General features: G+C 48.0%; 21 protein-coding genes and 1 pseudogene. 13 read left to right on the top strand and 9 right to left on the bottom strand.

Features of this window, described 5'->3' with window-relative positions; translation table 11 throughout:
- The first annotated feature begins 84 nt into the window (after positions 1 to 84).
- Together QFZ81_RS32855 and QFZ81_RS32850 are read left to right on the top strand one after the other, a co-directional pair.
- Complete coding sequence (locus QFZ81_RS32855; RefSeq protein ID WP_307437576.1) at positions 85 to 888, top strand: helix-turn-helix domain-containing protein; 804 nt, start codon at positions 85 to 87, stop codon at positions 886 to 888.
- Between the two features lie 211 nt (positions 889 to 1,099).
- Positions 1,100 to 1,990 (top strand): GNAT family N-acetyltransferase, encoded by an 891-nt coding sequence (locus tag QFZ81_RS32850; protein ID WP_307437579.1) that lies wholly within the window; start codon positions 1,100 to 1,102, stop codon positions 1,988 to 1,990.
- A gap of 85 nt (positions 1,991 to 2,075) precedes the next feature.
- Here QFZ81_RS32850 and pyrH read toward each other — a convergent pair whose 3' ends face one another.
- The 3 genes from pyrH to QFZ81_RS32835 form a co-directional block, all read right to left on the bottom strand.
- Positions 2,076 to 2,810, bottom strand: coding sequence for a UMP kinase (pyrH, locus tag QFZ81_RS32845; RefSeq protein ID WP_307437582.1), 735 nt, complete (start codon positions 2,808 to 2,810; stop codon positions 2,076 to 2,078).
- 177 nt (positions 2,811 to 2,987) lie between these two features.
- Complete coding sequence (locus QFZ81_RS32840; RefSeq protein ID WP_373463740.1) at positions 2,988 to 4,313, bottom strand: MFS transporter; 1,326 nt, start codon at positions 4,311 to 4,313, stop codon at positions 2,988 to 2,990.
- Between the two features lie 176 nt (positions 4,314 to 4,489).
- Positions 4,490 to 7,372 carry an ATP-binding protein gene (locus tag QFZ81_RS32835; RefSeq protein WP_307606013.1) on the bottom strand — a complete coding sequence of 961 codons (2,883 nt, stop codon included), beginning with the start codon at positions 7,370 to 7,372 and terminating at the stop codon, positions 4,490 to 4,492.
- A gap of 205 nt (positions 7,373 to 7,577) precedes the next feature.
- Between QFZ81_RS32835 and QFZ81_RS32830 the strand changes: the two genes are divergently transcribed.
- Positions 7,578 to 8,765, top strand: coding sequence for an EAL domain-containing protein (locus QFZ81_RS32830; protein WP_307437588.1), 1,188 nt, complete (start codon positions 7,578 to 7,580; stop codon positions 8,763 to 8,765).
- A 357-nt stretch (positions 8,766 to 9,122) separates the two neighbouring features.
- Here the strand turns inward: QFZ81_RS32830 and QFZ81_RS32825 are convergent, their stop codons facing one another.
- Both QFZ81_RS32825 and QFZ81_RS32820 read right to left on the bottom strand, forming a co-directional pair.
- Positions 9,123 to 11,996, bottom strand: coding sequence for a DEAD/DEAH box helicase (locus QFZ81_RS32825; RefSeq protein WP_307437592.1), 2,874 nt, complete (start codon positions 11,994 to 11,996; stop codon positions 9,123 to 9,125).
- Positions 11,984 to 13,582 carry an SWIM zinc finger family protein gene (locus QFZ81_RS32820; protein WP_307606011.1) on the bottom strand — a complete coding sequence of 533 codons (1,599 nt, stop codon included), beginning with the start codon at positions 13,580 to 13,582 and terminating at the stop codon, positions 11,984 to 11,986. The genes QFZ81_RS32825 and QFZ81_RS32820 overlap by 13 nt, the downstream gene beginning before the upstream one ends.
- A 213-nt stretch (positions 13,583 to 13,795) precedes the next feature.
- Here QFZ81_RS32820 and QFZ81_RS32815 point away from each other — a divergent pair, with 213 nt between their 5' ends.
- The 3 genes from QFZ81_RS32815 to QFZ81_RS32805 are packed head-to-tail and all read left to right on the top strand — an operon-like array spanning position 13,796 to position 16,269.
- Positions 13,796 to 14,089, top strand: coding sequence for a hypothetical protein (locus tag QFZ81_RS32815; RefSeq protein WP_307437597.1), 294 nt, complete (start codon positions 13,796 to 13,798; stop codon positions 14,087 to 14,089).
- A gap of 39 nt (positions 14,090 to 14,128) precedes the next feature.
- A complete protein-coding gene (recQ, locus tag QFZ81_RS32810) occupies positions 14,129 to 15,937 on the top strand; it encodes a DNA helicase RecQ (protein WP_307437600.1) in 1,809 nt (602 codons plus the stop codon).
- 20 nt (positions 15,938 to 15,957) lie between these two features.
- On the top strand, positions 15,958 to 16,269 hold the full coding sequence (locus tag QFZ81_RS32805) for a 4a-hydroxytetrahydrobiopterin dehydratase (RefSeq protein ID WP_307437601.1): 312 nt from the start codon (positions 15,958 to 15,960) through the stop codon (positions 16,267 to 16,269).
- Here the strand turns inward: QFZ81_RS32805 and QFZ81_RS32800 are convergent.
- Complete coding sequence (locus QFZ81_RS32800) at positions 16,258 to 16,644, bottom strand: GNAT family N-acetyltransferase (RefSeq protein ID WP_307606009.1); 387 nt, start codon at positions 16,642 to 16,644, stop codon at positions 16,258 to 16,260. The genes QFZ81_RS32805 and QFZ81_RS32800 overlap by 12 nt on opposite strands.
- A 165-nt stretch (positions 16,645 to 16,809) precedes the next feature.
- Here QFZ81_RS32800 and QFZ81_RS32795 point away from each other — a divergent pair, with 165 nt between their 5' ends.
- From QFZ81_RS32795 to QFZ81_RS32785, 3 genes are all read left to right on the top strand, one after another.
- A complete protein-coding gene (locus QFZ81_RS32795; protein WP_307437607.1) occupies positions 16,810 to 17,469 on the top strand; it encodes a hypothetical protein in 660 nt (219 codons plus the stop codon).
- 81 nt (positions 17,470 to 17,550) lie between these two features.
- On the top strand, positions 17,551 to 18,024 hold the full coding sequence (locus QFZ81_RS32790; protein ID WP_307437610.1) for a GNAT family N-acetyltransferase: 474 nt from the start codon (positions 17,551 to 17,553) through the stop codon (positions 18,022 to 18,024).
- Positions 18,025 to 18,054: 30 nt separating this feature from the next.
- Positions 18,055 to 18,891: a sulfurtransferase gene (locus QFZ81_RS32785; protein ID WP_307606006.1), complete on the top strand. Its 837-nt coding sequence runs from the start codon at positions 18,055 to 18,057 to the stop codon at positions 18,889 to 18,891.
- Between the two features lie 351 nt (positions 18,892 to 19,242).
- Here QFZ81_RS32785 and QFZ81_RS32780 read toward each other — a convergent pair whose 3' ends face one another.
- Positions 19,243 to 19,926: a hypothetical protein gene (locus tag QFZ81_RS32780; protein WP_307606004.1), complete on the bottom strand. Its 684-nt coding sequence runs from the start codon at positions 19,924 to 19,926 to the stop codon at positions 19,243 to 19,245.
- 85 nt (positions 19,927 to 20,011) lie between these two features.
- Positions 20,012 to 20,377 (bottom strand): aminoglycoside phosphotransferase/kinase family protein, encoded by a 366-nt coding sequence (locus tag QFZ81_RS32775; RefSeq protein ID WP_307606002.1) that lies wholly within the window; start codon positions 20,375 to 20,377, stop codon positions 20,012 to 20,014.
- Between the two features lie 814 nt (positions 20,378 to 21,191).
- Between QFZ81_RS32775 and QFZ81_RS32770 the strand changes: the two genes are divergently transcribed.
- From QFZ81_RS32770 to QFZ81_RS32760, 3 genes and pseudogenes are all read left to right on the top strand, one after another.
- Positions 21,192 to 21,863 carry an ArsR/SmtB family transcription factor gene (locus tag QFZ81_RS32770; RefSeq protein WP_307606000.1) on the top strand — a complete coding sequence of 224 codons (672 nt, stop codon included), beginning with the start codon at positions 21,192 to 21,194 and terminating at the stop codon, positions 21,861 to 21,863.
- A complete protein-coding gene (locus QFZ81_RS32765) occupies positions 21,842 to 23,119 on the top strand; it encodes an MFS transporter (RefSeq protein WP_307605998.1) in 1,278 nt (425 codons plus the stop codon). The genes QFZ81_RS32770 and QFZ81_RS32765 overlap by 22 nt, the downstream gene beginning before the upstream one ends.
- A gap of 77 nt (positions 23,120 to 23,196) precedes the next feature.
- A pseudogene (locus QFZ81_RS32760) lies at positions 23,197 to 24,769 on the top strand (ABC-F family ATP-binding cassette domain-containing protein).
- Between the two features lie 173 nt (positions 24,770 to 24,942).
- Here the strand turns inward: QFZ81_RS32760 and QFZ81_RS32755 are convergent.
- Positions 24,943 to 25,599, bottom strand: coding sequence for a DUF2306 domain-containing protein (locus QFZ81_RS32755; protein ID WP_307605997.1), 657 nt, complete (start codon positions 25,597 to 25,599; stop codon positions 24,943 to 24,945).
- A 229-nt stretch (positions 25,600 to 25,828) separates the two neighbouring features.
- Between QFZ81_RS32755 and QFZ81_RS32750 the strand changes: the two genes are divergently transcribed.
- Positions 25,829 to 26,464 carry a TetR/AcrR family transcriptional regulator gene (locus QFZ81_RS32750; protein ID WP_307605996.1) on the top strand — a complete coding sequence of 212 codons (636 nt, stop codon included), beginning with the start codon at positions 25,829 to 25,831 and terminating at the stop codon, positions 26,462 to 26,464.
- Positions 26,465 to 26,470 lie beyond the last annotated feature (6 nt).

Genomic DNA, 26,470 nt, shown 5'->3' with positions numbered 1-26,470 from the left:
TCCGCTCCTTTGGTATGTGATATGATTAAGTATAGATGATTGTACAACCTATGTATTGTAAAAACGCGACAAGGAGTGTGCGAAGTGATTCCCAAAGCCTCCAAGCCCAGCCTAGGCATTATGAATCTGCAGCAAGGCGAGCAGAAATTTCAGCTTTCGCGACATACCCCCTCCGAAGATCTGGCCTTTTTCATCCGGCATTACTGGATAGTTAGGTGGGATTTAACCGACCAGGAGCCTTATTTGCAGCATGTTATCCCGAATCCCTGCGTTAATCTCCTCGTTGAACCAGGTCGAACGGCCATCTACGGTCCAGGGAAAGAGAAGTATGGGCATTATCTGCATGGCCAAGGATGCGTATTTGGCGTCAAATTCAAGCCTGGCGGATTTTACCCTTTTTTGAAACAGCCGATCTCCGGTTTGCTGAACAATCCAATGAGTGTCCAGAGCGTTTTTGACATAGATCCACGTCGACTTGAGACGAATATTTTTGCTAAAAAAGAAGAACATCTTATGGTTTCACATATCGAGCAGATAATCCGTCCCAAGCTTCCCGAAAAGGATGAACAGGTCGGTTTTATCAATAAGATCATCGATCATATCAATCAGAAGCCCGATCTCACCAAAGTTGATACCCTCTGCGATTACTTCAATGTGAATAAAAGAACGCTGCAGCGGCTGTTCGACCACTATGTCGGAGTTAGCCCCAAGTGGGTGATCAAGCTGGCCCGAATCCAGAATGCAGCTGAGACGACGGATCTAAGCCAGAGGCATAACTGGTCCAAGCTCTCCATGGATCTCGGTTATCATGACCAGTCGCATTTCATCAAAGAATTCAAGTCCATAATTGGCCAGACTCCTGATGAATATGCTCGGCTGACGGTATGAGAAAGAAGGACAGGCATCTTGCTGCCAGTCCTTCTTTTTTTTGATAGATAATTCTTCCAAGTGAATGAACATCCCCTCTGCCTGAATTCATAGATACATCGTTCAATGTTCACGAAAATTTATGTAAAATTATTTATTAGCTTACCACGCCATTGTGCAGACATGTATAATGACATCAGGTAAGAACATTAGAATGATGGAGGACAACATTTTGAAACAAGGCATATTACCAAGAGCAGGACTGTCACCGCAGGAGCTGGAGGAAGTTCGGAAGCTTTGGGAGGTTTGTAATAGCCATGACCATATCGAGATTAAACTAAATTGGAGCACACTATCGGACCGTCCGTCTGGCGTGACGAATGACTTTTTATTTTACCAAAATGACCGTATTGTCGGATTTTTGGCCATATATTGCTTTATGTCCACGGAAGTAGAGATTAGTGGAATGGTGCATCCAGAGGCGCGGCGCCAAGGTATTTTTGGCCAAATGGTTCAAAATGCAATAGCCGAATGTCGGCGCAGGGAAGTTCCAAAACTTATTTTTATTAATGAGCGTGGGTCGGAGAGCGGCAAAGCTTTCCTGACGAATCTTGGCGCAGCATATAGTTTTTCTGAATATGTCATGGAGCTTCAAGAGCAAGAGGCAGAGACTCCGCAAGCTTTAGATTTAAATGATAATATTGTCATTCGTTTGGCGGATGTGCAGGATACGGAGCTGTTGGTTAAGCTCAATATGTCAGGGTTCGACATGTCGGAGAGCGACACGAGAGAGTATGTCACCCAAACCATTACTGGTGCGAAAGAGCGGACGTGGATCGCGGAGCTTGGCGAGAAGAGAGAGCCCATTGGTAAAGTCGGAGCCATGGTCGAAGCAGAAGAGAATGGATTCATCTATGGTTTTTGTGTAGTGCCGGCGTATCGTGGCAAAGGCTATGGGCGGCGTATTTTGAGCCAAACAATAACAGAATTAAAGCAACAGGATCATGCTAGCTACATTAAGCTGGAAGTATCTGTTGAAAACGAGAAGGCGTTAGGCTTATACGAATCATGTGGCTTTAAAACGAAAAATGCGAATGACTATTATGTGCTTCTACTCAGCTAAAACGTTTCCAAAAAAGAAAGGGATAGATCGACAGGCAATCCCTGCGTTCTATCCTTTTCTTTATATTTTACAAAGAATGACTTTTCTAATGAAAAATGAGTTCGGATGAACCGCTGATGATCGTGCCTGTATTCTGACCTTCACAAATCTCTTTCATGGAGCCAGGCTTATCGAAGTTGAAAACATGCATGGGGATATGATAATCTCGCGCCAAAATGAAGGCGGACTGATCCATGACCTTGAGGTTATTGTGGATAACGTCGTTATAGTGGAGTGATTTGTACTGAAGAGCTTCCTTATGGTGCTTCGGGTCTTTATCGAAAACACCGTCAACCCCCTGCTTCGCGACGAGAATCGCCTCACAGTTGACTTCAATGGCTCTTTGGACCGATGGATAATCGGTGGTGACGAAAGGCTGTCCATTGCCGCCTGCGAAAATAACGATGTACCCTTTTTCCAAGTGATGAATGGCCCTCAGTCGGATGAAAGGCTCCGCCACAGAAGCGATCGGAATCGCTGTCATGACGCGCACTTCAGCTTCGCTCTTCGCTTTAAGAACACCGCGCAGCATCAAGCTGTTGATGACGGTAGCAAGCGTACCGATATTATCAGCCTCTGCCTTCTCAATTCCCCAACTCTCGCCCATATTCCCGCGAAAAATATTACCTCCGCCTATCACGATGCACACTTCGACACCTAGATTGACAACGGTCATAATCTCATTGGCAATGTGATCTAGCTGCGTAGGATCAAAGCCAAACTCACTATCTCCAGCTACAGCCCCGCCACTAAGTTTAATTAGGACCCTTTTGTACCGCATATCCATCTCTCCTCCCAGATGAGAAAATCTGTATCATTGACATAAAAAAACACTAAAGCAACGAATGCTTTAGTGTTCCATGAATGAGAAATAGGAAAAGACCGCGTTTCTAATATCAACAGGACTCTTCATACGCCTCACACCTTCCGTCTATGATTAAAAGTTATTGTACACGAATTAAGAGGAGGAATGCAATTTCTGCGGCACACGCATATGAACGAACAGACCAATCACGACTAGGATCAAGAGAGAGCCTAAGGCTACGCGGCTAGCCAGGTTGCCAGATGATGCCAGCGCCCAGGTAATCGTACCATAGAGAGCAGGACCAACGATCGAGGACACTTTACCTGAGAAGGCGAATAATCCAAAGAATTGACCGCGTTTCTCTTCCGGCGTTAGCTCAACAATCAGTGTGCGGGATGTGACCCACATGGCGCCCATAGATACCCCATACAAGCTGCCGGCAATCCAGAATACGCTCTGACTTGTTGCAAATGCCGCTAAGGAAATCGCGATAATAAGGATGAAGGCTACGATGGTCACCGCTCTTTTGGGACCGATATTTCTGGCCACATATCCGAAAAGGAACGAACCGATAATGCTCGATACCGTCGAAACGAGGTAGAGCAGAATGAATTGCCCCGTGGTGAAGCCCATAACGGTATTCGCATAAATGGCCATGACGGCAATCGCCGTGGCAATCGCATCGTTAAAGAAGAAGTAAGCGATCATGAACAAGAAGGCAGCTCGGTATTTTCTTGCTTCTTTGAACGTAGCCCAGATCTCACGGTAACCGCTGAGGAGCGATTTTTTCCCGCTGACGGGCTTCTGGGTCTTCTCTTTGTAAAGAAACATAATAGGCAAAGAGAAGATCAGAAACATAAGCGCACTAGGGATGAACGTATTTTCAAAATGATTGCCATTGATCAATGGAAACACGACAAGTCCAACTAATGTACCGACATAACCAACCGCTACGCCAACACCGGAAATGATGGGGATTTCACGTGCATTACCCAGATCTGAAATCATTGAATCGTAGAAGATTAAGCTGGAATTGTAAAAGAATTTGGCGACCATAAAGAAGAAAATCACGCCTAGTATGGAGGTGTTGAGTCCCATCCACTGCTGGTCTGAGTGCCAAAGGGCTGAAGCGCCCATAAGCAGAGTTGCCGCGATAGCAATAAGCGTGAAGGGGACGAGGTAAGCCTTCTTTTTACCTGTCCGGTCAATCCATACCCCAAATAAGGGTGACAACAACACGAGGAAAAAGCTGGATAAAGCATTGGAGTAAGTGATGAAAGTACTTGCAATCTGATTCAATTCTTCGCTTTTGCCTAACGTTTCTTTTAAATAAAATGGATAAAATACAGTCACGATATTGGAGGAAAAAATCGTATTCGCGAAATCGTACATCGCCCAAGCGAATATCGGCAAGGAGAAGAACAGGGTCCAGACTTTACGTGCTTGCATCGGGTTGGAAGCGGATTCAAGCTTTGCCACTAGGGTCACACCTTTCCTTCTCATCAATTGGTATTTCTCTAGTATATTGGCTATAAGGCCGGGAAATCCCTCTGTCTTTACAATGAAAAAACTCTCCCTCTAATCAAATTGGAAGGAGAGAGAGGGGATAACACAATAGTTGCATGGAATGCCTACCGAAAGCTCTCTTTGATGCGTTAAGCATCCGATTGCGGCTTTTTGATTTCGACCTCGATCACATCTATGCTCTCTTTCATTTCAAGCACATCGATGCCGTTCCGCTGTAGAGTGGTCGAGAGCTTCTCTTTATTTTGGGCAGGGAAAACGTACGCATTACTTTGCTTATTATCGAGGAGACGTTTCGCCACCTGGACGAGACGTTCCATTGTGAACGGCTTTTTGAGATATTTCTCAATCTCTTTCTCGTGATAATCATGAGGTGGATCGAGCGCTGTTGAAACGATAACAGGAGTCTGATAGTGCACCGGATGACGGTATAAATCAGCGATGAAATCCCAACCTGTCTTAGCGCCTTCTAGATGAATATCGACGATGAACAGAATCGGTCCCTCGCCTTTACAGCGATTAAGCGCGATAATGCCCTCCTCAGCAGAACGAAGCTGCATGGAAGGGAGCCCCAATTTGTTCAGTGCAACTTGAATTAATTTGGCCAGATTATCGTCATCTTCGAAAATAACAATTTGACCATCCATGGCAGAAATCTCATATTGGTCGAACTCAATGCGGAATGTCGTACCTTGCCCCATCTCAGAAGTATAGGAGATATGTCCGTTATGTCCTTCAACAATCTCTTTTACAATTGCGAGACCTAAGCCGGTACCGCCAATTTGGCGACGGTCCGAGTTGTCGACACGGAAGAACTTGGAGAACATTTGATTACGGGCTTCCTCTGGTATGCCGAGTCCGTAGTCTTGTATCGCTATGGTAATTTTACCTTGGTCGACAGTTATATGAATATCAATGTGATCTGCTCCTGGCGAGTACTTAATCGCATTGCTGATCAGGTTGTCGAATACTTGACGAATACGATCAGCATCGGCTCGTACCCATAGTTCTGCTTCTTGCTGATGAATGAGAATACGATGGCTATGTTTATCCTGCCACTGCTCAGCGATTTCTTGTACAGTAGGCAGCAGATTGACAGGGGAGAAATGATACAGTTGTCGACCTGACTCCATTCGCTGCAAATCAAGAAAATCGTTGATTAAATTCGATAAGCGATGTGCTTCTTTGTAAATGGTTTCCATGTATTTCTTTTGTTTCTCTTGTGAAAGATCCCGATGCAGCAATATCTCGATAAAACCAAGCACACTGGCAAGGGGAGTTCGCAGCTCATGGGATACAATGCTAATGAACTCATTCTTCATTTCATCAATACGCTCTTCTTCGGTGCGATCACGAAATACGAATAAGTAGCCTTGCTGTTCGGTATCTTCACTTACTACGGTCGCATATAGCTCCGCATGTTGGACCTGACCTTCGAGCTCGAAACTAAAACGTTGTGTGAGATTTGACAGTGAGCCATCGATCAACGCTTCAATGGATGAAGCGACGCCAATAAAGCTCGGAGAATCGGCAGCTATTTCGTGACTGCTATCGACCAGGTTCTCACTTATTCGTTCGTTTAAACTGAAATACTGATTCATTCGATGATTGGAGAACAGGATTGTACCTTGTGAATCACACATCATCATACCCTCATGTGCGGATTCCAAAATATTTTGAATCAGATCGCGCTGCGCTTCGATGAACTGCTTCTCCGTTGTTAATTGATCATTCAGCTCTGCTAAGCTGGCTGCTTGCCCCAGCCTCTCGTCGTTCATAACCTGCGCGTAGAAGGCGAGTCCGAACTGACGAACTAAACCTTTGGTCAATCGTTGGTTATTTTCTTGAAAGAGGGAACTTTGATAGCTCGTTAGCAGCAAGAAACCAATAACCTTCTGTTTATCATCCAAGAGTGGGACATATTGATCGATAGCCCGTGTCATTCCCCCATGGACACCTTGTTCATGACCGGATACATCTCGCGTATGAATAATAGGTGTCCCTTCATCGAAAACACGCCTAGCCGGCCCAAAAAGCTCTCTCTGATTCAAATTAATATGTTCTTTCGGATAACCAATGGAATGAATGACTTCATAAGAGGAAGAGTCCTCTGCGTGACGTTCCATGACGACCAGAGCCGCATCCTGCGATAATGAATTGAGCAGGGCTGGCAGCGTATGCTTTAAGAAATCTTTCAACTTCACGTAACCTGTAAGCTTTTCCTGATAGGACGAGATGAGTTCCAAATCCTTTTCTCGTTCGGATAGCTTCGCGAGTGTGATCTGCTGCTCCTCCTGCTGGGCCATAATCTCCTCATTCTGCGTCTCCAAGCTCTCAGCCATATAGCGATACGTTTCCTCGCTTCTACGAATCTCTTCTTCAGCATGATAGGCTCGATAGGAAATGAAAATGGACAGACCACCTGCAATTAAGGCAATAATACTTCCAACCATTGTAATCGTACGAGAGGTTTTACCGGCTTTAAGGGAAGCTGTGTAGGCATCTGACGTGATTTGCTCTATGGCCTTTTCGATGCTTACATGAACAACTCGGTAGCGATCCATCATCGTTTTGCCGGACGCTACGCGAGCTTTCGCCTCTTCTGTTTTACCAGTTCTCACCAATTCGTATTGTGTGTCAAAATACTTTTGTAAATTATTAATGGCTGGTATGGCTTGCGTGTCCATGATAAGCTGCAAGGTTGGGTACTTTTTATCGTATTGGTTGATCGTGTTCAGATCAACTTCCAGCTGCTTTTTACCAGACGTATAGGGCTCCAGGTATTGCTCATTACCTGATAATTCAAATCCACGGATACCCGTTTCTTGGTTAATTAAATCTTTAAGCAGGCTGTTCGTTGTGATTGAAATCGGAATGGAATCGTGCACGATCGCATCGCTTTCCCTTTCCATATTGCGAGAAGCAATAAAGTTGGAGACACTCACAAAGGCTAATAAAATAACGATTAAAATAACGTATAGCATGGAGATCCGAGATCTCGTGAATGACTTCATAGCAATCGGTCACCTAGATTCTAATAGGATGAAAGGATGTACTAAAAATTCGACATGAGTCAACAAATTCCTTTTAAAAACGATCATGTTATGTTTTCTTCCATCAATAGATTGCAAGATATAGAAATGTCGTTTAAAATATGATTCATTACACGATTGATGTTAAGTTTTAAGATCGTCGAAGTTTGCTTGAGGAGGGCGCACAGTGCAGGTAAAAGACAGCAGGATTCCGCCACTACACGAAGTACGTCCATTCTTCCAACCGATACTTTCATTTCAGAGCCAAGAAATCATCGGTTACGAAACACTGGGAAGACGAATTCGGGAAGGTAGTGTCGAAAGTTTGGGGCCTTTTTTCAAAAATCCTGACATTCCCGAAGACATGCAGCTTCATATTGATCGGCAATTGAGGGAGCGGGCGATTGAACAGCTAGCTTCGGCTCAAGATGAGAGTTCCTTATTCATTAACTTAAAACCTTCATGGATCTATCAAACCTATAAGCGCACAGGCGTGCTGCCAACTATCGAGCTATTAAGGAAATATCAAATAGATCCAGCGCGTATCGTGATCGAAATTACCGAAGAGGAATTCACAGGGAAGCTTCATGAGCTGACGCAAATTGTAGAATTATATCGAGAATTCGGCTGTACGATTGCCATTGACGATGTGGGCAGCGGGTTTAGCAATTTCGACCGAATCGCCAGTCTACAACCGAAGATATTGAAGATCGATCTTAATATTTTGAAAAAAAGCGCGGTCCATGCCGGCTACAAAGCGCTGATGCAATCCTTTTCCATTCTAGCGGCTCAAATGGGGGCTTCCCTGCTTGTCGAAGGGGTAGAAACGAAGCAAGAACTTCGCAGTGCTCTTCAAATCGGAGCAAGGTATGTACAGGGCTATCTCTTCTCCAAAGCTGAACCGCAGTTGCAGCGCCGGGATGCCTTCAAGTCTATGCTCAAAGAGGAAATGAAACTCTTTGGTAACGATGAACTTGGGCGCTATAGCCGCCTTTTGACCATTCATCAAAGTCTAGATTTGCTTATCCATTCTTCTGCCTGTATATCAACAGCTGAAGATGCAGATCGCGTCATCGAAAATATCATTAGCAACGTGTCGGAAAACTGTATACGTATGTACATATGTCGGGAGGACGGCTACCAAATCTCGTCCAACTACAGCCGCAAAGACGAAGCATGGAGCAAAGATGAGAGCTATCGCGGGGCAAACTGGACGTGGAGGCCCTATTTCATCTCCAACATTATGATGATGAACCTGCAAAAACAAGGGATTCTATCCCAAGCTTACACGGACCTGGATACCTCGCATGAGATCCAGACTTATTCCTGTGCGTTAGGAGAGGGCTTTTATTTGTTTGGAGATTTGATGATTTGATTTGAGAGATTTATAAGAGAATGAGAGAGAGTGTTTGAGAGAGTACGTGGCAGAGAGTGGGAATAAGATAGTACGTCAAAATGAGTGTCTTGTGAGAGGTTACCCCAGGTGGCCTTTTTTTGTGTTGGAGCAAAACATTAACCGACCAGATCTCCGAGCCCAGACTCGGACCCAGAGATATAGCTATTCCTACTAATCTAAAAACTCAACGAACGAGCTAACATTGGCTGATTGGGTGGCAAGATGCTTGGATGATTAGTGGTTACATTCAGGCAAAAAGAAATCCTGCACAAAACTATGCAGGATTCTGACAAACGTATATGAGGCGTTGTGGCTAAACCCCGAACCCCCAGACTCCTAAGCTTCGACCCACTCGCGGCGCAGCGAGAACAAATCGCGCAGCTCGTCGGTCGACAGCTCGGTGATCCAGTTCTCGCCGGAGCCGACGATTTGCTGGCTGAGGCCTAGCTTGCGCTCGATCATCTCATCGATGCGCTCCTCAAGCGTGCCCAGCGTCACGAATTTGTGCACTTGCACATGGCGCGTCTGGCCGATACGGAAGGCGCGATCCGTCGCTTGATTCTCGACGGCGGGGTTCCACCAGCGATCGTAGTGGAACACATGATTCGCCGCCGTCAGGTTGAGCCCGATGCCGCCGGCCTTCAGCGAAAGAATGAACACATTCCGCTGCTCGTCGACAGGCTGGCTGACGTCTTGGAAGTGCGCGATCATCTCATCGCGCCCATTCTTCGGTGTTCCGCCGTGAAGGAACAGCACTTTCTCGCCAAGCTCCTGCTGCAGCACATGCTGGAGCAGGTTGCCCGTCTCCACAAATTGCGTGAATATCAAGCATTTGTCGCCCTCTTGGCGCAGCTCCTGCACCATCTCGAGCAGGCGCTCCAGCTTGTTAGAGCGTCCGCTCCATGGCGCGTGGATGCCTTCTTTGAGCAGCAAAGCAGGGTGATTACACACCTGCTTCAGCTTCGTCAGAGCGGCGAGAATGAGACCTCGCCGCTCCATAGCGGAGAGCTTATCCAGACGATCGAACATGTCTTGGATGTAGTTCTCATACAGCGAGCCCTGCTCGGCGGTAAGTGAAATGAACGTCTTCGACTCGTTCTTCTCCGGCAGATCGAGCTGAATTGCAGGGTCTTTCTTCTCGCGGCGCAGCAGGAAAGGGCGGATCAGCTTCTGTACCTTGCCGATCGTCTCGCTATCGCGCGTCTTCTCGATGGCATTCACATAGCGGTGCGTGAACTCGCGAACTGTGCCCAGATAGCCCGGGTTCGCAAAATCAAAGATCGACCACAGCTCCGTGAGCCGATTCTCAATCGGTGTTCCCGTTAACGCTATGCGATGGTAACCATCGAGTCGGCGAATAGCGGAAGCTTGCTTCGTATAAGCATTTTTTATATTTTGGGCTTCGTCCAAACAGATGGAGTTCCAGGCAATAGAGCCTAGCTCAACCTCATCCAGATGGGAAAGCGTATAGGATGTTAAAACTAAGTCAACCTTGCCAACGACTTCTTCATTAAAAGCAGGTCCCTTTAATCGTTGAGGGCCATAGTGAAGATGAACCTTCAGCGACGGCGCAAAACGCTTAAGCTCCATCTGCCAGTTCCCCAGCACGGACGTCGGACATACCAAAAGGGAAGGTGTATCAGGCTTCTCGTTCTCTTTCACCGTAAGTAAATACGTAATCCATTGGATCGTCTTCCCGAGACCCATGTCATCGGCCAAACAGCCGCCTAGGCCGAAACGGCGCAGGAACAACAGCCAAGAGATACCGTCCACTTGATAGTGGCGCAGCGATCCTTGAAAGCTGGGCGGCGGCTGTATCGTCGGAATTGACTCCGCCTGTGTGAGCTGATCGACCATGTGGCGCAGCTGTTCGTTCAGCTCTACCTCCATCTCGATGTAGCGCATCGCTTCGGGGTCATCCTCAGACGGCAGCAGCCCGCCGGCATCGCCCGCGAAGTGAAGTTCCAGCACATCGCGGAAGGAGAGGCCCTGCTTCTTCTGCACCTGCTTCATAATCTGCTCGACCTGTGCCATGAACAGCGGGTCGAGCTGAATCCAGTTGCCGCGAATCTGGATCAGCTTGCGCTTTTCCTCCAGAAGCTGCCGGAATTCCTCTTCTGTCAGCTCCAAATCCCCCACAGCCAGCTTCCAGTCAAACTGCATCAGCTGGGTCAGCCCGAACATCGTCTCCCGTCCAGAACCGACGGAAGACTTGATCTTCGCGCGCAGCTTCGGCTTCATCTTGCGGATGCGCTCCCACCAGGCCGGCAGGAACACGCTCGTTCCGGCCTCAACAAGCCGCACGCTTCCCTCTGCGAGGAAGCGCCAAGCCTCTTCCTCCGTCAACGTCTGACGGAGTCCGCCTTCCTCCGCATCCAGCCACGGCAGGATGCGTACCCACTTCGCCGCGTCACGTTCTACGCGGCCAAGCTCCGGCTGCCACGCCTCCGGCAGCGGCAGCTCACCAACGACCGGCTCGCCGCTGGGCGTCACCGTGCGCAGCACCTCCGGCGCAAGCCGGTCCTGCAGCAGCACGCGCAGCTGCCAGCCTGCGCCGTGCGCCAGGTCCGGCTCCACGAGCTGCAGACAGGTCCGCATGGGCGACCGGTCTTGGCGCCAACCAATGGCGACGAGCCAATCCTCCTCGTCGAGCCATAGATCAGCGCCGATCTCACCGCGGCGCATTAGAGGATGCGCTGCTTCGAGCTTGCGCAGATTATCTTTCATGAGGCCGTCTGCGTCCACCCACTCAGGAATCAGCGCATGAATCCAGCGCGATACGGCTGGTGATTCTAATGCCTGCAGTTCCTCAGGAAGCTGCAGCTTCCAGCCGATTTCGCCGGCTTTCCACTTTTCATAGTCCGGCATGAAACTACCGGACGCCAACGCTTCTCGAACAGCCGGAGCAAGGCGCATCAAATCCGCACAGTCCTGATGCCAGCTAAGCTGTAGATGCTGCACAGGCTGTGGATCGCTGAAATAATCGAGCGCATCGAGCGGTTGCAGCTCGATGCCTTCCCGATTTTGCCACTCGCTGGGCTCCATGAACGTGCCGAAAAAAGAGGCGCGATGCCAGGCGAACAACATATTTTTCAAATCAAGAGCATCCCAAATGCCGCCGTTCTCGCGGGTACCCCATAGAAATAAAGAACCATTAGGTATGGAGCTAACGTGAACTGTCAGCGCGCTGGTTTCGATCATCGAATCCATTTTCCTTTCTTGAGCTCTTCTTGGAAAGCACGCAAGCGTGAGAACTTATCCGCTAATCGATATACGTAGTGCTCCCAGCGGTCGTCCTGGCCTAATTGTTTATAAATGCCGTGCAGTTTCTTAAGCAGTCGAACAGCTGTCTTATAGGAAGCCCTATTTTTCTCCAGAACAGCCCGTTCGGCCGCTTGGTGATAGAGGGGGAGGAGTAAAGCCGAATCATGCTCTTCAATCGCTTTAAGCTCCGTGCCATATAAGCTCAGCGGTGATATTCGGTTTGCCAATTGCAAGTCCACCCACTGCCGATACCGTTTCGTTTGCAATAAATATGCCGTGTAATAGTAATAGGAACGAGGCAGTAGGGACTCCATCACCTGCACCCATTCGCTATCAGATTCTAGATGCTTGGTCGTATCGAGCCAGTATTGGCAGAAGGTCCGGAAATCATCGTGATTTGCATTCCTAATCGACGTGAACAGCCAACGGAGCCAAACAAGCATGTTGTTCCACTGTTTATCGTTGGAATAATAATTCAGGTAAAGGAAGTAATCCTTCGCATTGGGATGAGTGAGCTGACCAAGACGCTCGAAAGCGCGATCCATGTCCCCCTGCATAATATCAAAATGCGCTCTTGCCGCCAGAAGTGTATCCTTCTTTCGAGCTAAGAGGTCCTTCTTCGTGAGAAGTGCCTCGAGACGCTGGATTTCCTCTTTCTGAGCCGCAGAATGATTCGTCAGTTTCCACCAAATGAAGCGATACACAAACAGCCAATCAATCGGACTATCCTTGCCCTGCAGAGCGAATTCTCCAAGCATTTTCATGGTGGATAGCCAATGTTTGGGTTCCGCCTCGAAAGAGATATTCACATCTGTTCGTTCCACGAATTCAACCATCTTATCCTCACAATTTTTTGCGGCAATTTTGCAGCCGTTCTCGTGATAGTAAGACAGGTAGGAGCTTTTCGTTTCTTGATAAAATTGTTCAATTTTCCGCATCATGAACAGCACGATATGGAACATATAGAGCTCGCGGGTTGAACTTCTCCAATTTGCCGCATAGCCGGGCAGGGACTCCAGTGCTGAATCGTAGAAGGTTTCGATCGAGTGCTGATGAGAAATGGAGAATCCATGGAATTTCCCTTCAAAAAAGCGATGCCAATCTACTGGCATAGCCTCTTCAAGAGGCACGTTGGCCTGTGCAGCTGCAGCGGCTTTGCGTTCCTGTATCAAAGCTGCCCCGCGTGCGGGCTTTTTCCGTGTGTGTATTTGTTGTTTTAACTGTTGAAGCAGTAGTTCCGGACGTCCATAAGGTGCATACAAGCTGAAGAAAGTGGCACCGATATGTTTACAAAAGCCATCATAGGAGCAGCTGCACTCGCTAGTGGCGAAATTTTCTAAATTAAGCATCGTGTTCAGTATTTTTTTGCCTGCGACGGTCGCCTGAACGTTCATGCCTTTCAGATCGACTTCGGTCACACGACCTTTATGGTAATACTCCCAGCCCTGCTCCAGAACGACGGCGTCGAAATGAAGGGGGATTTGCTTGATTAGGTAGTTCATTCGATTTTTGGGAATCTGCAGTTTCAGCATGTGTGCTTTCCTACCCTCCGAGCGGTACAATCCTTCTTCCATAGTAACAGATTTTTCCCGAAATTGCCCATTTCCACAGTTTATGCCAAAGGGTTTTTTTTTACACATCAGAAAATAAGTTTTCATCGGGGTAAAAGGGGTTAACCCTGCATTCCTGCCTATAATATGATAAAGTGAAGCTATACGAAATGCTTTTGAAGGGAGACTGCGAGGGTGGGCATAAAATTTGGCAGGGAATATAAGGACATTGTCACTGATTTCGTGCGTGGCATTGAGTTGGTTGATGGATTTTATGAGCTGTTGGAAATGAATGCAGACGACTGGCTGGAGCTTGATAAGGACGAACAAGAAGAATGCCTGCGAACGCTGGCTGACGATATTTTTTACGGATTAGGAAACGCACCTGTGATGCAGATCGGAGCGGGATCCGTTCGCCATGATCCGAATAATCACGTGCTGAAGGTTCATGACGGGGAGAAGTTGGTTTCCGTCATCTATTTGGTCTAAATAAGGCAGAAGTGTGATATAGAAAGGTGTATGGAAGTTATGCTGGATGGAGCAAGGAAGGTTTTACAACAAGTTTATGGATACCCGGAATTTCGCGAGGGCCAGAAGAATATCATTACGAATCTGCTTGAAGGTCGAGATACGCTAGGCATTATGCCGACGGGCGGAGGTAAATCGATCTGTTATCAAGTGCCTGCCATGCTTATGGAGGGAGTGACGCTGGTTATTTCACCGCTCATCTCCTTGATGAAGGACCAAGTGGATGCGTTAAGTGTGCTAGGTGTTCCGGCAACTTTCATTAACAGTACGCTGGAAGCTAAAGAAGTAGAACAGCGGATGCAAGGCGCCATGCAGGGCAAATATAAACTGCTGTATATCGCGCCAGAGCGCTTAGAGTCGGAACGATTTCGTGCTCGAATGTCAGCGCTGAATCTTCCGCTAGTGGCCATTGATGAAGCGCACTGCGTTTCGCAATGGGGGCATGATTTTCGCCCGAGCTATGTGTCGATTGCTCCGTTCATTCGTGAGCTGCCTAATCGCCCGATTGTCGCAGCCTTCACAGCTACAGCTACTGCCGAGGTAACAGCCGATATTGCGAGACTGCTTGATTTGGATCAAGCGGGCATATTCGTCAATGGTTTTTCACGTGATAATCTGGAATTGACGATTCTGCGAGGTGAGAATAAGCGGGATTACATTCAGAATTATGTGAAAGAACATACGCATCAGCCTGGTATTATTTATGCCGCTACGCGTAAGGATGTTGAAGAGCTATATGAAACGTTACGCAAAAAAGGCTTCGCCGCAGGGAAGTACCATGCCGGTCTAACCGATGAGGAACGCTCCTACATGCAGGAGGCGTTTCTATACGATGATATTCGCGTGATGATCGCGACGAACGCTTTTGGGATGGGCATCGATAAGTCCAACGTCCGGTATGTCATTCACTACAATATGCCGAAAAATATGGAGGCTTATTACCAAGAAGCCGGTCGCGCTGGTCGTGATGGAGAGCCGAGTGAGTGTATCCTGCTGTTTAGCGCGCAGGATATTATGACGCAGAAGTTTTTGATCGAGCAGAATCAGCTCTCGCCGGAGCGTAAAGCGAATGAGTACAAGAAGCTGCAGACGATGATCGACTTTTGCTATTCGCCACGATGCTTGCGCAACGTCATTCTGCACTATTTTGATGAAACCAATATTAAAGATACTTGCGGCAATTGCAGCTCCTGCAAAGATGATCGCGATACGGTGGATATCACCGTCGAAGCGCAGAAGATTTTCTCCTGCATCCGCAGGATGGGGGAACGCTTCGGCATCTCGATGGTCGCCTCCGTGCTCAAAGGCTCGAAAGCGAAGAAGATTGTCGACTATCGCTTCGATCGTCTGCCGACCCATGGCATTATGCGAGATTTGCCGGAGAAGGAAATTTCTGATCTCATCAACGTGCTGATTTCAGAAGGGTTTTTGCAGTTATCGGATGGTCAATATCCAGTTGTGAAGCTGATGCAGCCCGCAGCCGAAGTGCTTCAAGGGAAGCTGCAGGTCAACCAGAAGGTGCGTAAGCAGCAGGTTAAGGCTGCCGCTATCGATAACACCTTGTTCGAGCAGCTTCGCCTGCTTCGTCGGGAAATTGCTGCACGTGAGAAGGTGCCGCCGTATATTATTTTCTCGGACAGCACGCTGCGTGAAATGAGTGAGATTTGTCCGACATCGGAATCCGCCATGCTGCGAATCAAAGGTGTCGGCGAGGTGAAATACCGAAACTACGGGAAGCCGTTCCTGGACCTCCTTCGCACGTATGCGGGAGAGGGAGAATTGGGTGCGGTCGCCTATGATTTTGATTGAAATCAGAGGAGTGGTCATGGGTGAAGCTTGGGAACACTGACATTGATCAGAAGCTTGCGGAGGTGACTGGCTGGACGACAGACGATCACAAATGGATTGTGCGTAAATATCGATTTACTTCTTTTATGCAGGGCATAGACTTCGTGAATGAGGTTGCCAGCATAGCAGAAGCCGATAATCATCACCCTATGATCGCCATCGATTATAAGATGGTCACGCTGCGACTTACCTCCTGGCATGCAGGCGGCTTAACTGATTTGGATTTCGAATCCGCAGCTAAATTTGATCAGGCTTTTGCTGACATTACTACTGGCAGTGGATCACCAGATTAAGCTCGGTCCGTTATATACCATGCAGTGAAAGTCAGCCATTCCGGTCGGAGTCCACTTATTATATGTGTCTGTAATCGTAAAACCAGCTCTCTCATACGTCTGGATCGCACGTTCGTTCCAGACGAGAACTTCTAGATCAATCTCCTGCTGGGGCGTCCGGCGCTGGGCCTCTTGAACAAGAAGATGGACGAATTGGGTACCGATTCCGCTCGCTTTCCCGCAAAGAGTCGGTCGAAGTCCTAGTCCTAAACGTGTCACCCCAACAATGGGGAAGAATTGAACGAACCCAGACAATATTCCGTTTTCATCCACGACAGCTCGATATTGCTCTGCTCGAATTTGCGGGTCGGCGAATTCAGCTTGTTCACGAAGCATAGTCTCCCATGGAGACCAATTGTATAAATCGTATGGAGGCGAATACTTCCAAGTGCAAAGTTCATGGCAATTCGCTTCAGTAAGGGGAACGACGCGCCATGGTAGGCTTTCATGCATCATATTGTTCGTAGTTATCATCCTTTCATCTATTGGTTGGAGGTTCAAATGGATTGGTATAGTCAACTTCCAATTGGCACAATAACTCTATTTTCTATGCTGGTATTGGGACTGACCCTATTCCGGATCTCGGTGAAAAAAAAATGGCCGCTTGTGCTGCTTGTTTCCTTCGTTATTTGTTGCTTATTTAGATTATTTTTATCCCAGCCGTGGGCGGAGAGCTTGCAACCTATGCTCATTATTGTAACGGAAGCGGTTTTTATTCACTATATATTTCGCGTGCGAAAGCTGCATGCGCTCATGGTAGCGTTTCTCGGCTCGCTTGGCTATACGATTTATTTGGCCATTGTTCTATTTATCATGCCGCTCATTACGCATATTTCTCTGGTTACTTATTTTGAGGGGCTGGATACCTCTTATCGTGCTTTGAAAATGGTGGCCGCATCGCTTACATTCCTCACAGCTTTGGTTCTGGTTAAGAAACGCTTAGGTTTTACCGTTCGAATCGAGTTAAGCTCCAAAAGTGCTTGGCTTCCACAGAAAAATGTCCTGTTACATGTGTTTCTCTTTGCATTTGTGCTGTTCTCATTGACTTATTATGGGGTTACGTTGAAAATAACGTCCATATTCTATTTCGCAGCAGGCTTATCCCTACTATTAGGATGGATCATTTATCTCCTGTATCGGAAGGAAATGGAAGACATTTAACCGAGGATACCTTTCATCATAAAGGCAAGATTTGGGGTACAATGAAAATATAGACTTAATAGGAATAGGAGGTCACCCTAAATGACCCAAGTTACGATTCGCGAAGCGGTAATACAAGATATCCCGCAGTTGAAAACGTTAATGCTCGCTTATATTGTGGACTTCTATCAGTATCGACAACCTGAGGATGAGAAGTTGAACGGATTGATTCACCAACTGCTTGAGCAGAAGGAAGGTATTCAATTCGTAGCGGAGACGGAAGAGGGGACGCTGGTCGGCTTTGCGACCTTATATTTTACCTTCAGCACTTTGCGTGCGTCCAAAATAGCAATTATGAACGACTTATTCGTCATAGAGGCTGAACGTGGTCAGGGAGCGGCAGCGAAACTATTTGCTGCTTGCAAAGGATACGCCGCGAGAAATGGATATGCCAATTTAACGTGGACAACGGCCAAAGATAACTTCCGCGCCCAAGCATTTTACGATAAAATGGGTGGAGATCGCAGTGATTGGCAGACGTACTCCGCTAATCCGACGAGTGGAATGGGCGATTAATCGAATGACGAAAGATGGTGGCATGAAACTGTGGAAAATATCGTAAGTCAAACTTGGCTGCTAGGACAGCTTGGCGATGCGAACATCGTGATTGCGGATTGCCGCTTTGCGCTAGGACAACCAGAATCAGGCAGACAGAATTATGAGAAAGACCATATAACAGGAGCCGTGTATGTAGATTTGGAGAAAGACCTCTCCGGTGCCAAAATGGCGCACGGAGGCCGGCATCCGCTCCCTGATCTAGGAGCCTTCTCTATCCTCGTGGGCAACCTAGGGATCGATGGTACGAAGACCGTCGTGGCTTACGACGATCAAGGCGGAGCCATGGCTTCGCGGCTATGGTGGATGCTGAAATTCCTAGGTCACTCCGAGGTATACGTATTAGACCAAGGGTATTCAGCATGGAAAGCTGCTGGCTATCCGGTTACCGATGAAGTGTCCACGGTGTTCCCGCGGACCTTCTCACCGAAGGTGCATCGCGCCATGCTTGCCAGCATGGACGAGGTCAAGGACAAGCTCGGCCGCCCAGGCACCGTGCTCGTTGACTCGCGCGAGGAGCGCCGCTACCTCGGCTTGGAAGAGCCGATCGATGCGGTGGCCGGCCACATCCCGGGCGCGCGCAGCTTCTTCTGGAAAGGCGTTCTCGGTGAGAACGGCGCCTGGTTGTCAGCTGCGGAGCAGGAGCAGCACTTTGCCGCGCTGCGCGATGCCGATGAAATCATCGTCTATTGCGGCTCCGGCGTAACGGCGTGCCCGAACGTGCTGGGCCTTAGCGAAGCGGGCTTTGATAACGTGAAGCTCTATAGCGGAAGCTGGAGCGATTGGATTTCGTATGAGGACAATCCGATTGCGAAGGGTGAAGAGTAAAAACTGGAAAGCCGCGTTTTCCGCGGGTTTGAGGGTTGTGACAGTTTGCCGAGAGGTGGGCTGTTGCGGCCTTTTTTTGGTCTTTTGCAAACAAGCTTGTAAACAAGAAGTTGATGAAAACAATTACGGTAACCCTGGTACCACCCACAGTGGGTCGGTCGGCTCACGACCTATCCACAACTCGCTATTCCATCTTCCTGTCCGTCAATCTGCATGATTTTTCAGATAGAATGAACGGGATTTACGCTAAAAGAGTGATTCTATACGATTTTTCATACAGATTTTTCGATAATACGATCTTAGGGAAAATTTTATATGATAATTCATATAGAATTAAATGAATGGTCATAGTCACACCAAATCCGGACTTAGAATAGAGCCAATGTATTCATAGTAAGTTATCCGCCCCGATACTCCACTCGCCACAGCTCGAAATTTCCCCTTATCCACTAGCTTGCGACAGTATTTAATGACGGTCATAGTATGCAACTCCAATTCCTTCGCCGCCTCGGTGGGGCGAATGGTCCGATTGTGGCGAATGGCCGCTCGCATCAAGTCTCGTTCGATTTTTGAAAAGAATCTTTCAACCGTTCTTTTGGTTCCGCTCCCAGCCGACAGATAAGGGGACAGGATGTTCCGCAATGCAGAGAGGATAAACGCTGGATTCTCTTTTAACTCATCCAGAGAGATATAGAAGACAGTACAGTCTTGAGCCTGGAGAAAAAGTCCTCGGTTCAAATCCATTCTATACTTGCTGCGATCCGTGCCATGCGAGCCATAGTCCATAATCTCAAATACAATTCGAATAGCCCCAACAATCCACATGAAATCGACAAAGTAGGATCTCCCCCGCCAGTCCTTTACTTCATATTCAGGATGCAATCCGTGGAAGTTTCCAGCAAGCGACCACCAGACTCGCTCAACAAACAAACGATTTCCGTACCCGTGGCCACGTTTCAGAGCATCCAGACGTTCCCCTTTTCTTCGCCTTAGATGATCGCCTACCCATTTATGGTGTTCAATTTCAAAACTCATTCCCCTCACCTCTCCAAATTCGTTTAAAAAAGCACAAAACCCCGACTCCTTTCCAATTCGAAAGGAAGCGGGGCATTCTTTGCCACTAGGCTACTGCTTGATACCCATAGTGTGACACAAAATGGTAAGGGGACGCAATAGAAATATAGGCATACCGGATTGTTTCGATCCAATTGCCATTCTTGGAACGAACGGGATCGACGGTCGGATAGTCTTTGGCTATCAGGTATAGCATAAAATCAAGCTCAGCTTGAATATTCTCGATTGTGTTATCTTCTTCATGAATGAACCTGAGGAAATGTCGATCACCATTTCTTTCAAACAAGTAAATAAAATTGCTGCTTGCCCTCCAAAACTTCAAAGTTTCAGCATCATGATCCCAGTACTGAATCAGTTGTTTGACACGGGAATCATTTTCTAATCCTCGTAGCATATTTTTTAAAGACATCATTTCTTGTCTGCCTCCCATTACCTAATGAGAGGTCTACTTGATTACGAATAACGACCTTTCACAGGCTCTTTTGTGTTTTTGTTAGTATTCAAACACCATCACTCCTTTAGATCGTAGTAGGGATACAAAGACTGTGTGAGTTGGGGATTTATCCCTCTATGAAATATCATTGGATAAATATTCAGTTTTATCAAGGTGCAGTTTGAACTAAACAGTTTTATCCGACGCATGTTGGCAAACAACCGGCACCAAGCTTCAAACAACCCATGGGCTATCACCTAAGTGCAGGAGTTGTTTGCTTTTTCCTGTTGGCGTTGGTTATGTACATTGGGATTCATGGCATTCACTTGTTTGGGCTTGCCTTGGCTCAATAGGCACGTTGTTCCGAGCCGCGTCGTCCGCGGGCTTCTTGCTCCCTAATTGCTCCCAAGCGTAGCCAAGGGAGATCGCTTGATATGGGTTCTGGCATATCGTCGGATGCATTCCCTCGCGATGATTGGAAACCCCATATTTTTGTTTCGGAACCCTCTGAACATAGGGGTATGTGGAGGAATACGAAGCTCGAGTAATTGGATTTCGTACGAGGATAATCCGATTGCGAAGGGCGAAGAGTAAGAACTTGGAAGCCGCGTTGTACGCGGGTTTGAGGGCTGTGACAGGTTGCCGAGAGGTGGGCTGTTCCGGCCCTCTTTTGGCTGAAAATATGTGCGGTATCGGAGTCAATGCCAGATGACTGTGATATTACTTCTTGACGAACAGTCTACATGCGTTCTAATATTCAATTAATGAATTGAATATGAAAGGATACACAATCATGGAATCTGTACCCATTGCTAACACTTCTGCAAAAGAATTTAAGAGTGAACTGTTTCAGCAGTTAGCCCGGGTGGGGAAGTGTCTATCCAGCGACAAGCGGCTTGAAGTCTTGAGCCTGCTTGCTCAGGGGCCTAAGTCAGTAGAAAAGCTGGCCCAAGTCACGGAGATGAGTGTGGCTAACGTATCCCGCCATCTGCAGGTTTTGCTCGATGCTAGGCTGGTGAAGTTCAGCAAGAAAGGTACATATGTCATCTATTCGCTGGCTGACCCATCAATTGGCGCGTTTTTGTTTGCTTTGTGGAGCATTGGCGAGAGTCAACTTGCGGACGTCACTCGGATTAAACAGGAATTTTTACACGAGTACAAGGATATTCGGACGCTATCTTTGGAGGAAGCAAGGACGAAAATGGAAGCCGGAGCGATCATCCTACTCGATGTAAGACCGAGAGACGAATATGAGGCCGGTCATCTCGCGGGGGCCATCTCCATACCGATGGAAGAGTTGGAGCCGTATCTTCAAAATCTGCCGAGGCCCGTTGAAGTTGTGGTGTATTGCAGAGGCCCCTATTGCATCAGTTCAACACAGGCCGTTGCCAAGTTGCAGCGGGAGGGAATCACGGCATACAAGCTGGAGGGGGGAGAGCATGAATGGCTGAAGGAAGCGAATTGATTAGAGAATACTTTCATTCTCCTGAGAGACAGCAGCAGCTCTATCGGAGATCGCTTATGATCGTGATCATCGCCCAGCTATTCGGCGGAGCAGGACTCGCGGCAGGCGTCACGGTCGGAGCGCTGCTTGCTCAGGAAATGCTCGGGACGGATAGCTTAGCAGGGGTTCCTTCGGCGCTGTTGACGCTGGGCGCGGCCTCGTCGTCACTGCTTGTTGGCAGGCTGTCTCAACGCCTGGGCCGACGGGCAGGCCTAACCGCGGGTTTTCTTGCAGGGGGGATCGGCGCGATCGGCGTCGTATTCGCAGCCATCGCTGATAACCTTCCACTTTTGTTCGCTTCAATGCTGATCTATGGCGCCGGCACGTCGACTAACTTGCAGGCGCGTTATGCGGGAACCGACTTAGCTCAGCCTAAGCAGCGTGCAAGAGCCATCAGCTTAGCCATGGTATTCACGACATTTGGTGCGGTTGCGGGGCCGAACCTGGTGGGGGTCATGGGACGATTCGCGACATCTGTCGGCGCCCCTGCTCTGGCGGGTCCGTTTATGCTGGCGGCAGTCGCTTTTATCCTAGCGGGTCTGGTGATGTGGGCTTTGCTCCGTCCAGATCCTTATCTCGTTGCTAAAGCCATCGCCGAAGCGCAAGAAGCGAATCCATCCAAAGCGACGGTTAATGCGAATCTCATGGCGCCAGCTGTCCGTAACCGGGGAATCATCATCGGGACAACCGTGATGGTCTTAACGCAGCTCGTGATGGTCGCCATCATGACGATGACACCGATACATATGAAGCATCACGGACATGGGTTGAGCGCGGTCGGCATGGTGATCGGCATTCATGTCGCGGCGATGTTTCTGCCTTCCTTGATAACGGGGGTTCTCGTAGATAAGGTCGGGCGTACGTTCATGTCCTGCGCAGCTGGGTTCACGCTGCTGTTGGCGGGACTGCTTGCCGCATGGGCGCCGGCCGATTCGATGGTCTGGCTCATCGTCGCTCTAGCGCTGCTCGGACTCGGTTGGAACTTCGGACTAATTAGCGGCACTGCGCAGATCATCGATGCAACATCTCCGGTCACGCGCGCCAAGACACAAGGAACTGTGGATGTCCTAGTATCATTGGCAGGGGCATCGGGCGGAGCGTTGTCGGGCATGGTCGTCGCCAATTCGAGCTTTGCCTTCCTCTCTCTGGCGGGCGGGTTCCTGTCTCTGCTACTGATCCCGGTTATGATCTGGTCACGCAGAGGGATCGGTCGATAAATCAAAACGTGAGAAGATTAGTACAGCGATCTAGTGTTATAATCACGCTAGACTGATGGAGTTAGAAGGGTGATAGTATGAGTGTAATTCGTTTGGAGAACGTCACTAAGAAATATGAAGAGTCCCTGATTCTTTCGCGATATCTATTTTCGGGTGACCCAAGGAGAGCGTATTGGCCTAATCGGGCGGAACGGTGCCGGTAAGTCGACGGTTTTCAAGTTGATTATGGGTAAAGAAGAACCAACGTCCGGGAAAGTGGAAATAGATCCGCAGGTTAAAGTAGGGTATTTCTCCCAATTCTCGGAAATGCGAGGAAGCCTGTCCGTTCAGCAAGAGCTAGAAATGTGCTTCGAGCAGGTTGTTCTTATCGAACGGGAGCTGCAGGAAGTTGGAGAAAAGCTGGGTCTGGTCACCGAAGACGGAGAAATGGATCGGCTGTTGACGAGGCAGGCGGAGCTATTCGAACAAATGGAGCATTTGGATGGCTGGAACGTATCCGTTGAGATTAACACAGTTCTTACGAAGCTGGGGTTCAACGAGAGGTCGCGGAATCAGCCTATCGATGAACTATCCGGAGGTTGGAGAAACCGTGCTGCGCTCGCCAAGATGCTTATTGAGCTGCCTGATGTCGTCTTGCTTGACGAACCGACGAATTACTTGGATATGGAAGGCATAGCGTGGTTGGAGCAGTGGTTGTATCGGTTCAAAGGCGCTATGATTCTGGTATCACACGACCGGCAATTTATTGACAAAGTAGTCACGCGAACGATCGAGATCGAGAATTATCATTTTCAGGAATACGAAGGGAATTACACCGACTACATCCGCAAAAAGAAAATGCGCAAGAAGGAGTTGGACCGCCAGTTTGAATGGGAGGAAGAGCTTCTTCTCATGGAGTCAGAAGCCATCGACAGCCGTGCAAGCAAGAAATCTTCAAAGGATCGTCTCTCCCGCCAACTGGCGGATAACAAAAAGCGGATTGAGCCGCACCCCGTAAATGTTCTAATCACTGATATTTATGAGAAACTGCGCTTCCCTGACAAGCTATGCGAAGTTAAGAAAATCGGGCAGACCTATGATGATCGGCCGATCTTTCAGAACGTCAGCTTCGACATTCAGAAGGAAGACCGCTTAGTCATCGTTGGTCCAAACGGAAGCGGGAAGTCCACGCTCATTAAGGTGCTTACGGGTCAGGAGAAGCCCGAATCCGGCGAGGTGATCTGGGAGAAGGGCGTCAGCTACGCCTACTTCAACCGGATGTGGGAGGAGCTTAATCCTAAGGATACCGTTAGCCACGCGGTGAATACGTACGGATTGGGACTGGACGCTCCACGGAAAAAGGTGAACAAATTTCTATCCATGCTGCAATTTTCGGAGATGGACCTAAGCAAGTTCATCGGTAACCTATCCGGCGGACAGAAGGCTCGGGTCGCGCTTGCGAAATGCCTTCTATCCGGTGCCGCAGTCATCATATTGGATGAGCCAACCAACCATCTGGATTTAACGAGCATTCAGGTTATGGAGCAGGCGTTGATCCATTTTCCCGGCGCCGTCATTACGGTAAGCCATGATCGGTTCTTTATTGATAAAATCGGGACGAAAATGCTGACCTTCGACCCGGCATTGGGAATAAGCGAGCAGAATATATAGGAAAGAGGCTTCTCAATTGGAGCTGGGTCGTGATGAGAAGTAAGAGAAGAAAGACTGCGTCGGACGCAGGTTTAAGGGTTGTAGCAGGTTACGATGAGTAGCCTGCTACGGCCCTTTTTGGTTTCTTTGTAAACAAATCTAATGGGTTGGCTCTTTTTAATGTCCGCTCATAACTACCGTACAAACGTCCTGCTGTTCGTACGCTTCTTTTCACCAATGATAAGCTCTGCTAGCAACAAATTGGGTATCCAAGCAATCCAAGCGATGACGAAGAAAGTATCATTCGTATCGGTCAATCCTAGAAATACCGCAGCCAGCGGGGTATATATCCGGAGTGTGATTGCCGCGCAGCTAAGCGCGTAATTTCGTACCATCCAGCGGCCATGATCAGCTTTATCGCGATCGACGATGATGCTCTTTAGACTGCGGAAGAGTGTATAAAGCCATAGGACTGACAGCGACCCGAAGCCAAGTTGCGCGAACCAACCGCCACTCGCATAGAAAGCTAAGTACAAGCCGGTTAGGCCCGCGATTGTAATCATTGTGGAGTACAAATAGCCAATCAAACGATGAATGTTCGGTGCATGATGGCGAAGCTTCTTGATAAACTGAAGCCAGCCTATAGCAAGTGCTACTCCAGCCGAGATGGCATGGGCCCAGAGGATGTTGTACCACAAATCGGGCAGACTGCCTTTTCCCGTTACGAACGTCTGCCTATGGAGGTGGTCAGGCGTTCCGTACATGACCAAAGCATAAGCTCCAATTGCTAAAGCCAAAAAAGCCAATAGTCCAAATGCCCAAGCGCGAATCGTACTTCGTCGTACTCCCATTATTCATCCCTCGCATTCGGTCTTTTTTATCATTGAGTTGATTCTATCATCAAAGGATCCACCTTCAAAAGCGACTTCAGACGGAGTGATGACCCCAACCAAAGTCGGGGATGGAGCTGCCAGAATGCCCTTCTAAGAGGGCATTTTATAAATTACTTTATCTTGACAAAATAACTTAACACATGTTAACTTATTTACTAAAGTTAATTATAGTCATAGGAGATAACTCATGGATCGGTCAGCTATTTCTTTAAGGGAATTAAAAAAGGCTAGAACCAAAGTGGCATTGTATGAAGCCAGTTTGTCACTGATAGGAGACAAGATGTTTCGAGACATGATGCTCGATGATATTTGCCGGAAGGCGGAAATATCCCGGGTTACGTTCTTTAAGTTTTTTCAAAAAAAGGAAGATTTGCTCGTTTATTTTATGCGTGTTTGGTTAACGGAACGTATCATTGAGATCGAAGCGGAGGGTACACGTGGATTCTCAGTTATCCAGCATGTGCTGAATAAAGTGGCGGAAGAGGCTGAGGAAAGAGCAGGATTGATGCCAAGTTTGATTTCTTTTCTGGCAGAAATGAACATGCATCCTTGCATGCCGGAATTGAGTGAAGCGGAGGTTCATTTGCTGTTCCCTGGTCATGAAGAAGTTGGCGCGCAGACACCTGACATGTATAAACTGTTTCATCGTTGCATGACCGAGGCTGATACGGATGGAAAGCTAAGAAAAGAATTTACGGTAGAAACAGCGGTAAAGGTTTTATTTACGGTGTTTTACGGAGCGTTTTTGACCGCTCAACTATATAGTTCCAAGGATATTAAGGGCTTTTATAACACCCATCTACAATTGCTTGAACATAGGTAAAAGGAG

Origin of the sequence: Paenibacillus sp. V4I9 (assembly GCF_030817295.1) — a bacterium.
GTDB lineage: Bacteria > Bacillota > Bacilli > Paenibacillales > NBRC-103111 > Paenibacillus_E.
The sequence above is the reverse complement of the archived record's forward strand: the minus strand, read 5'-3'. Positions and strand labels throughout refer to the sequence as shown.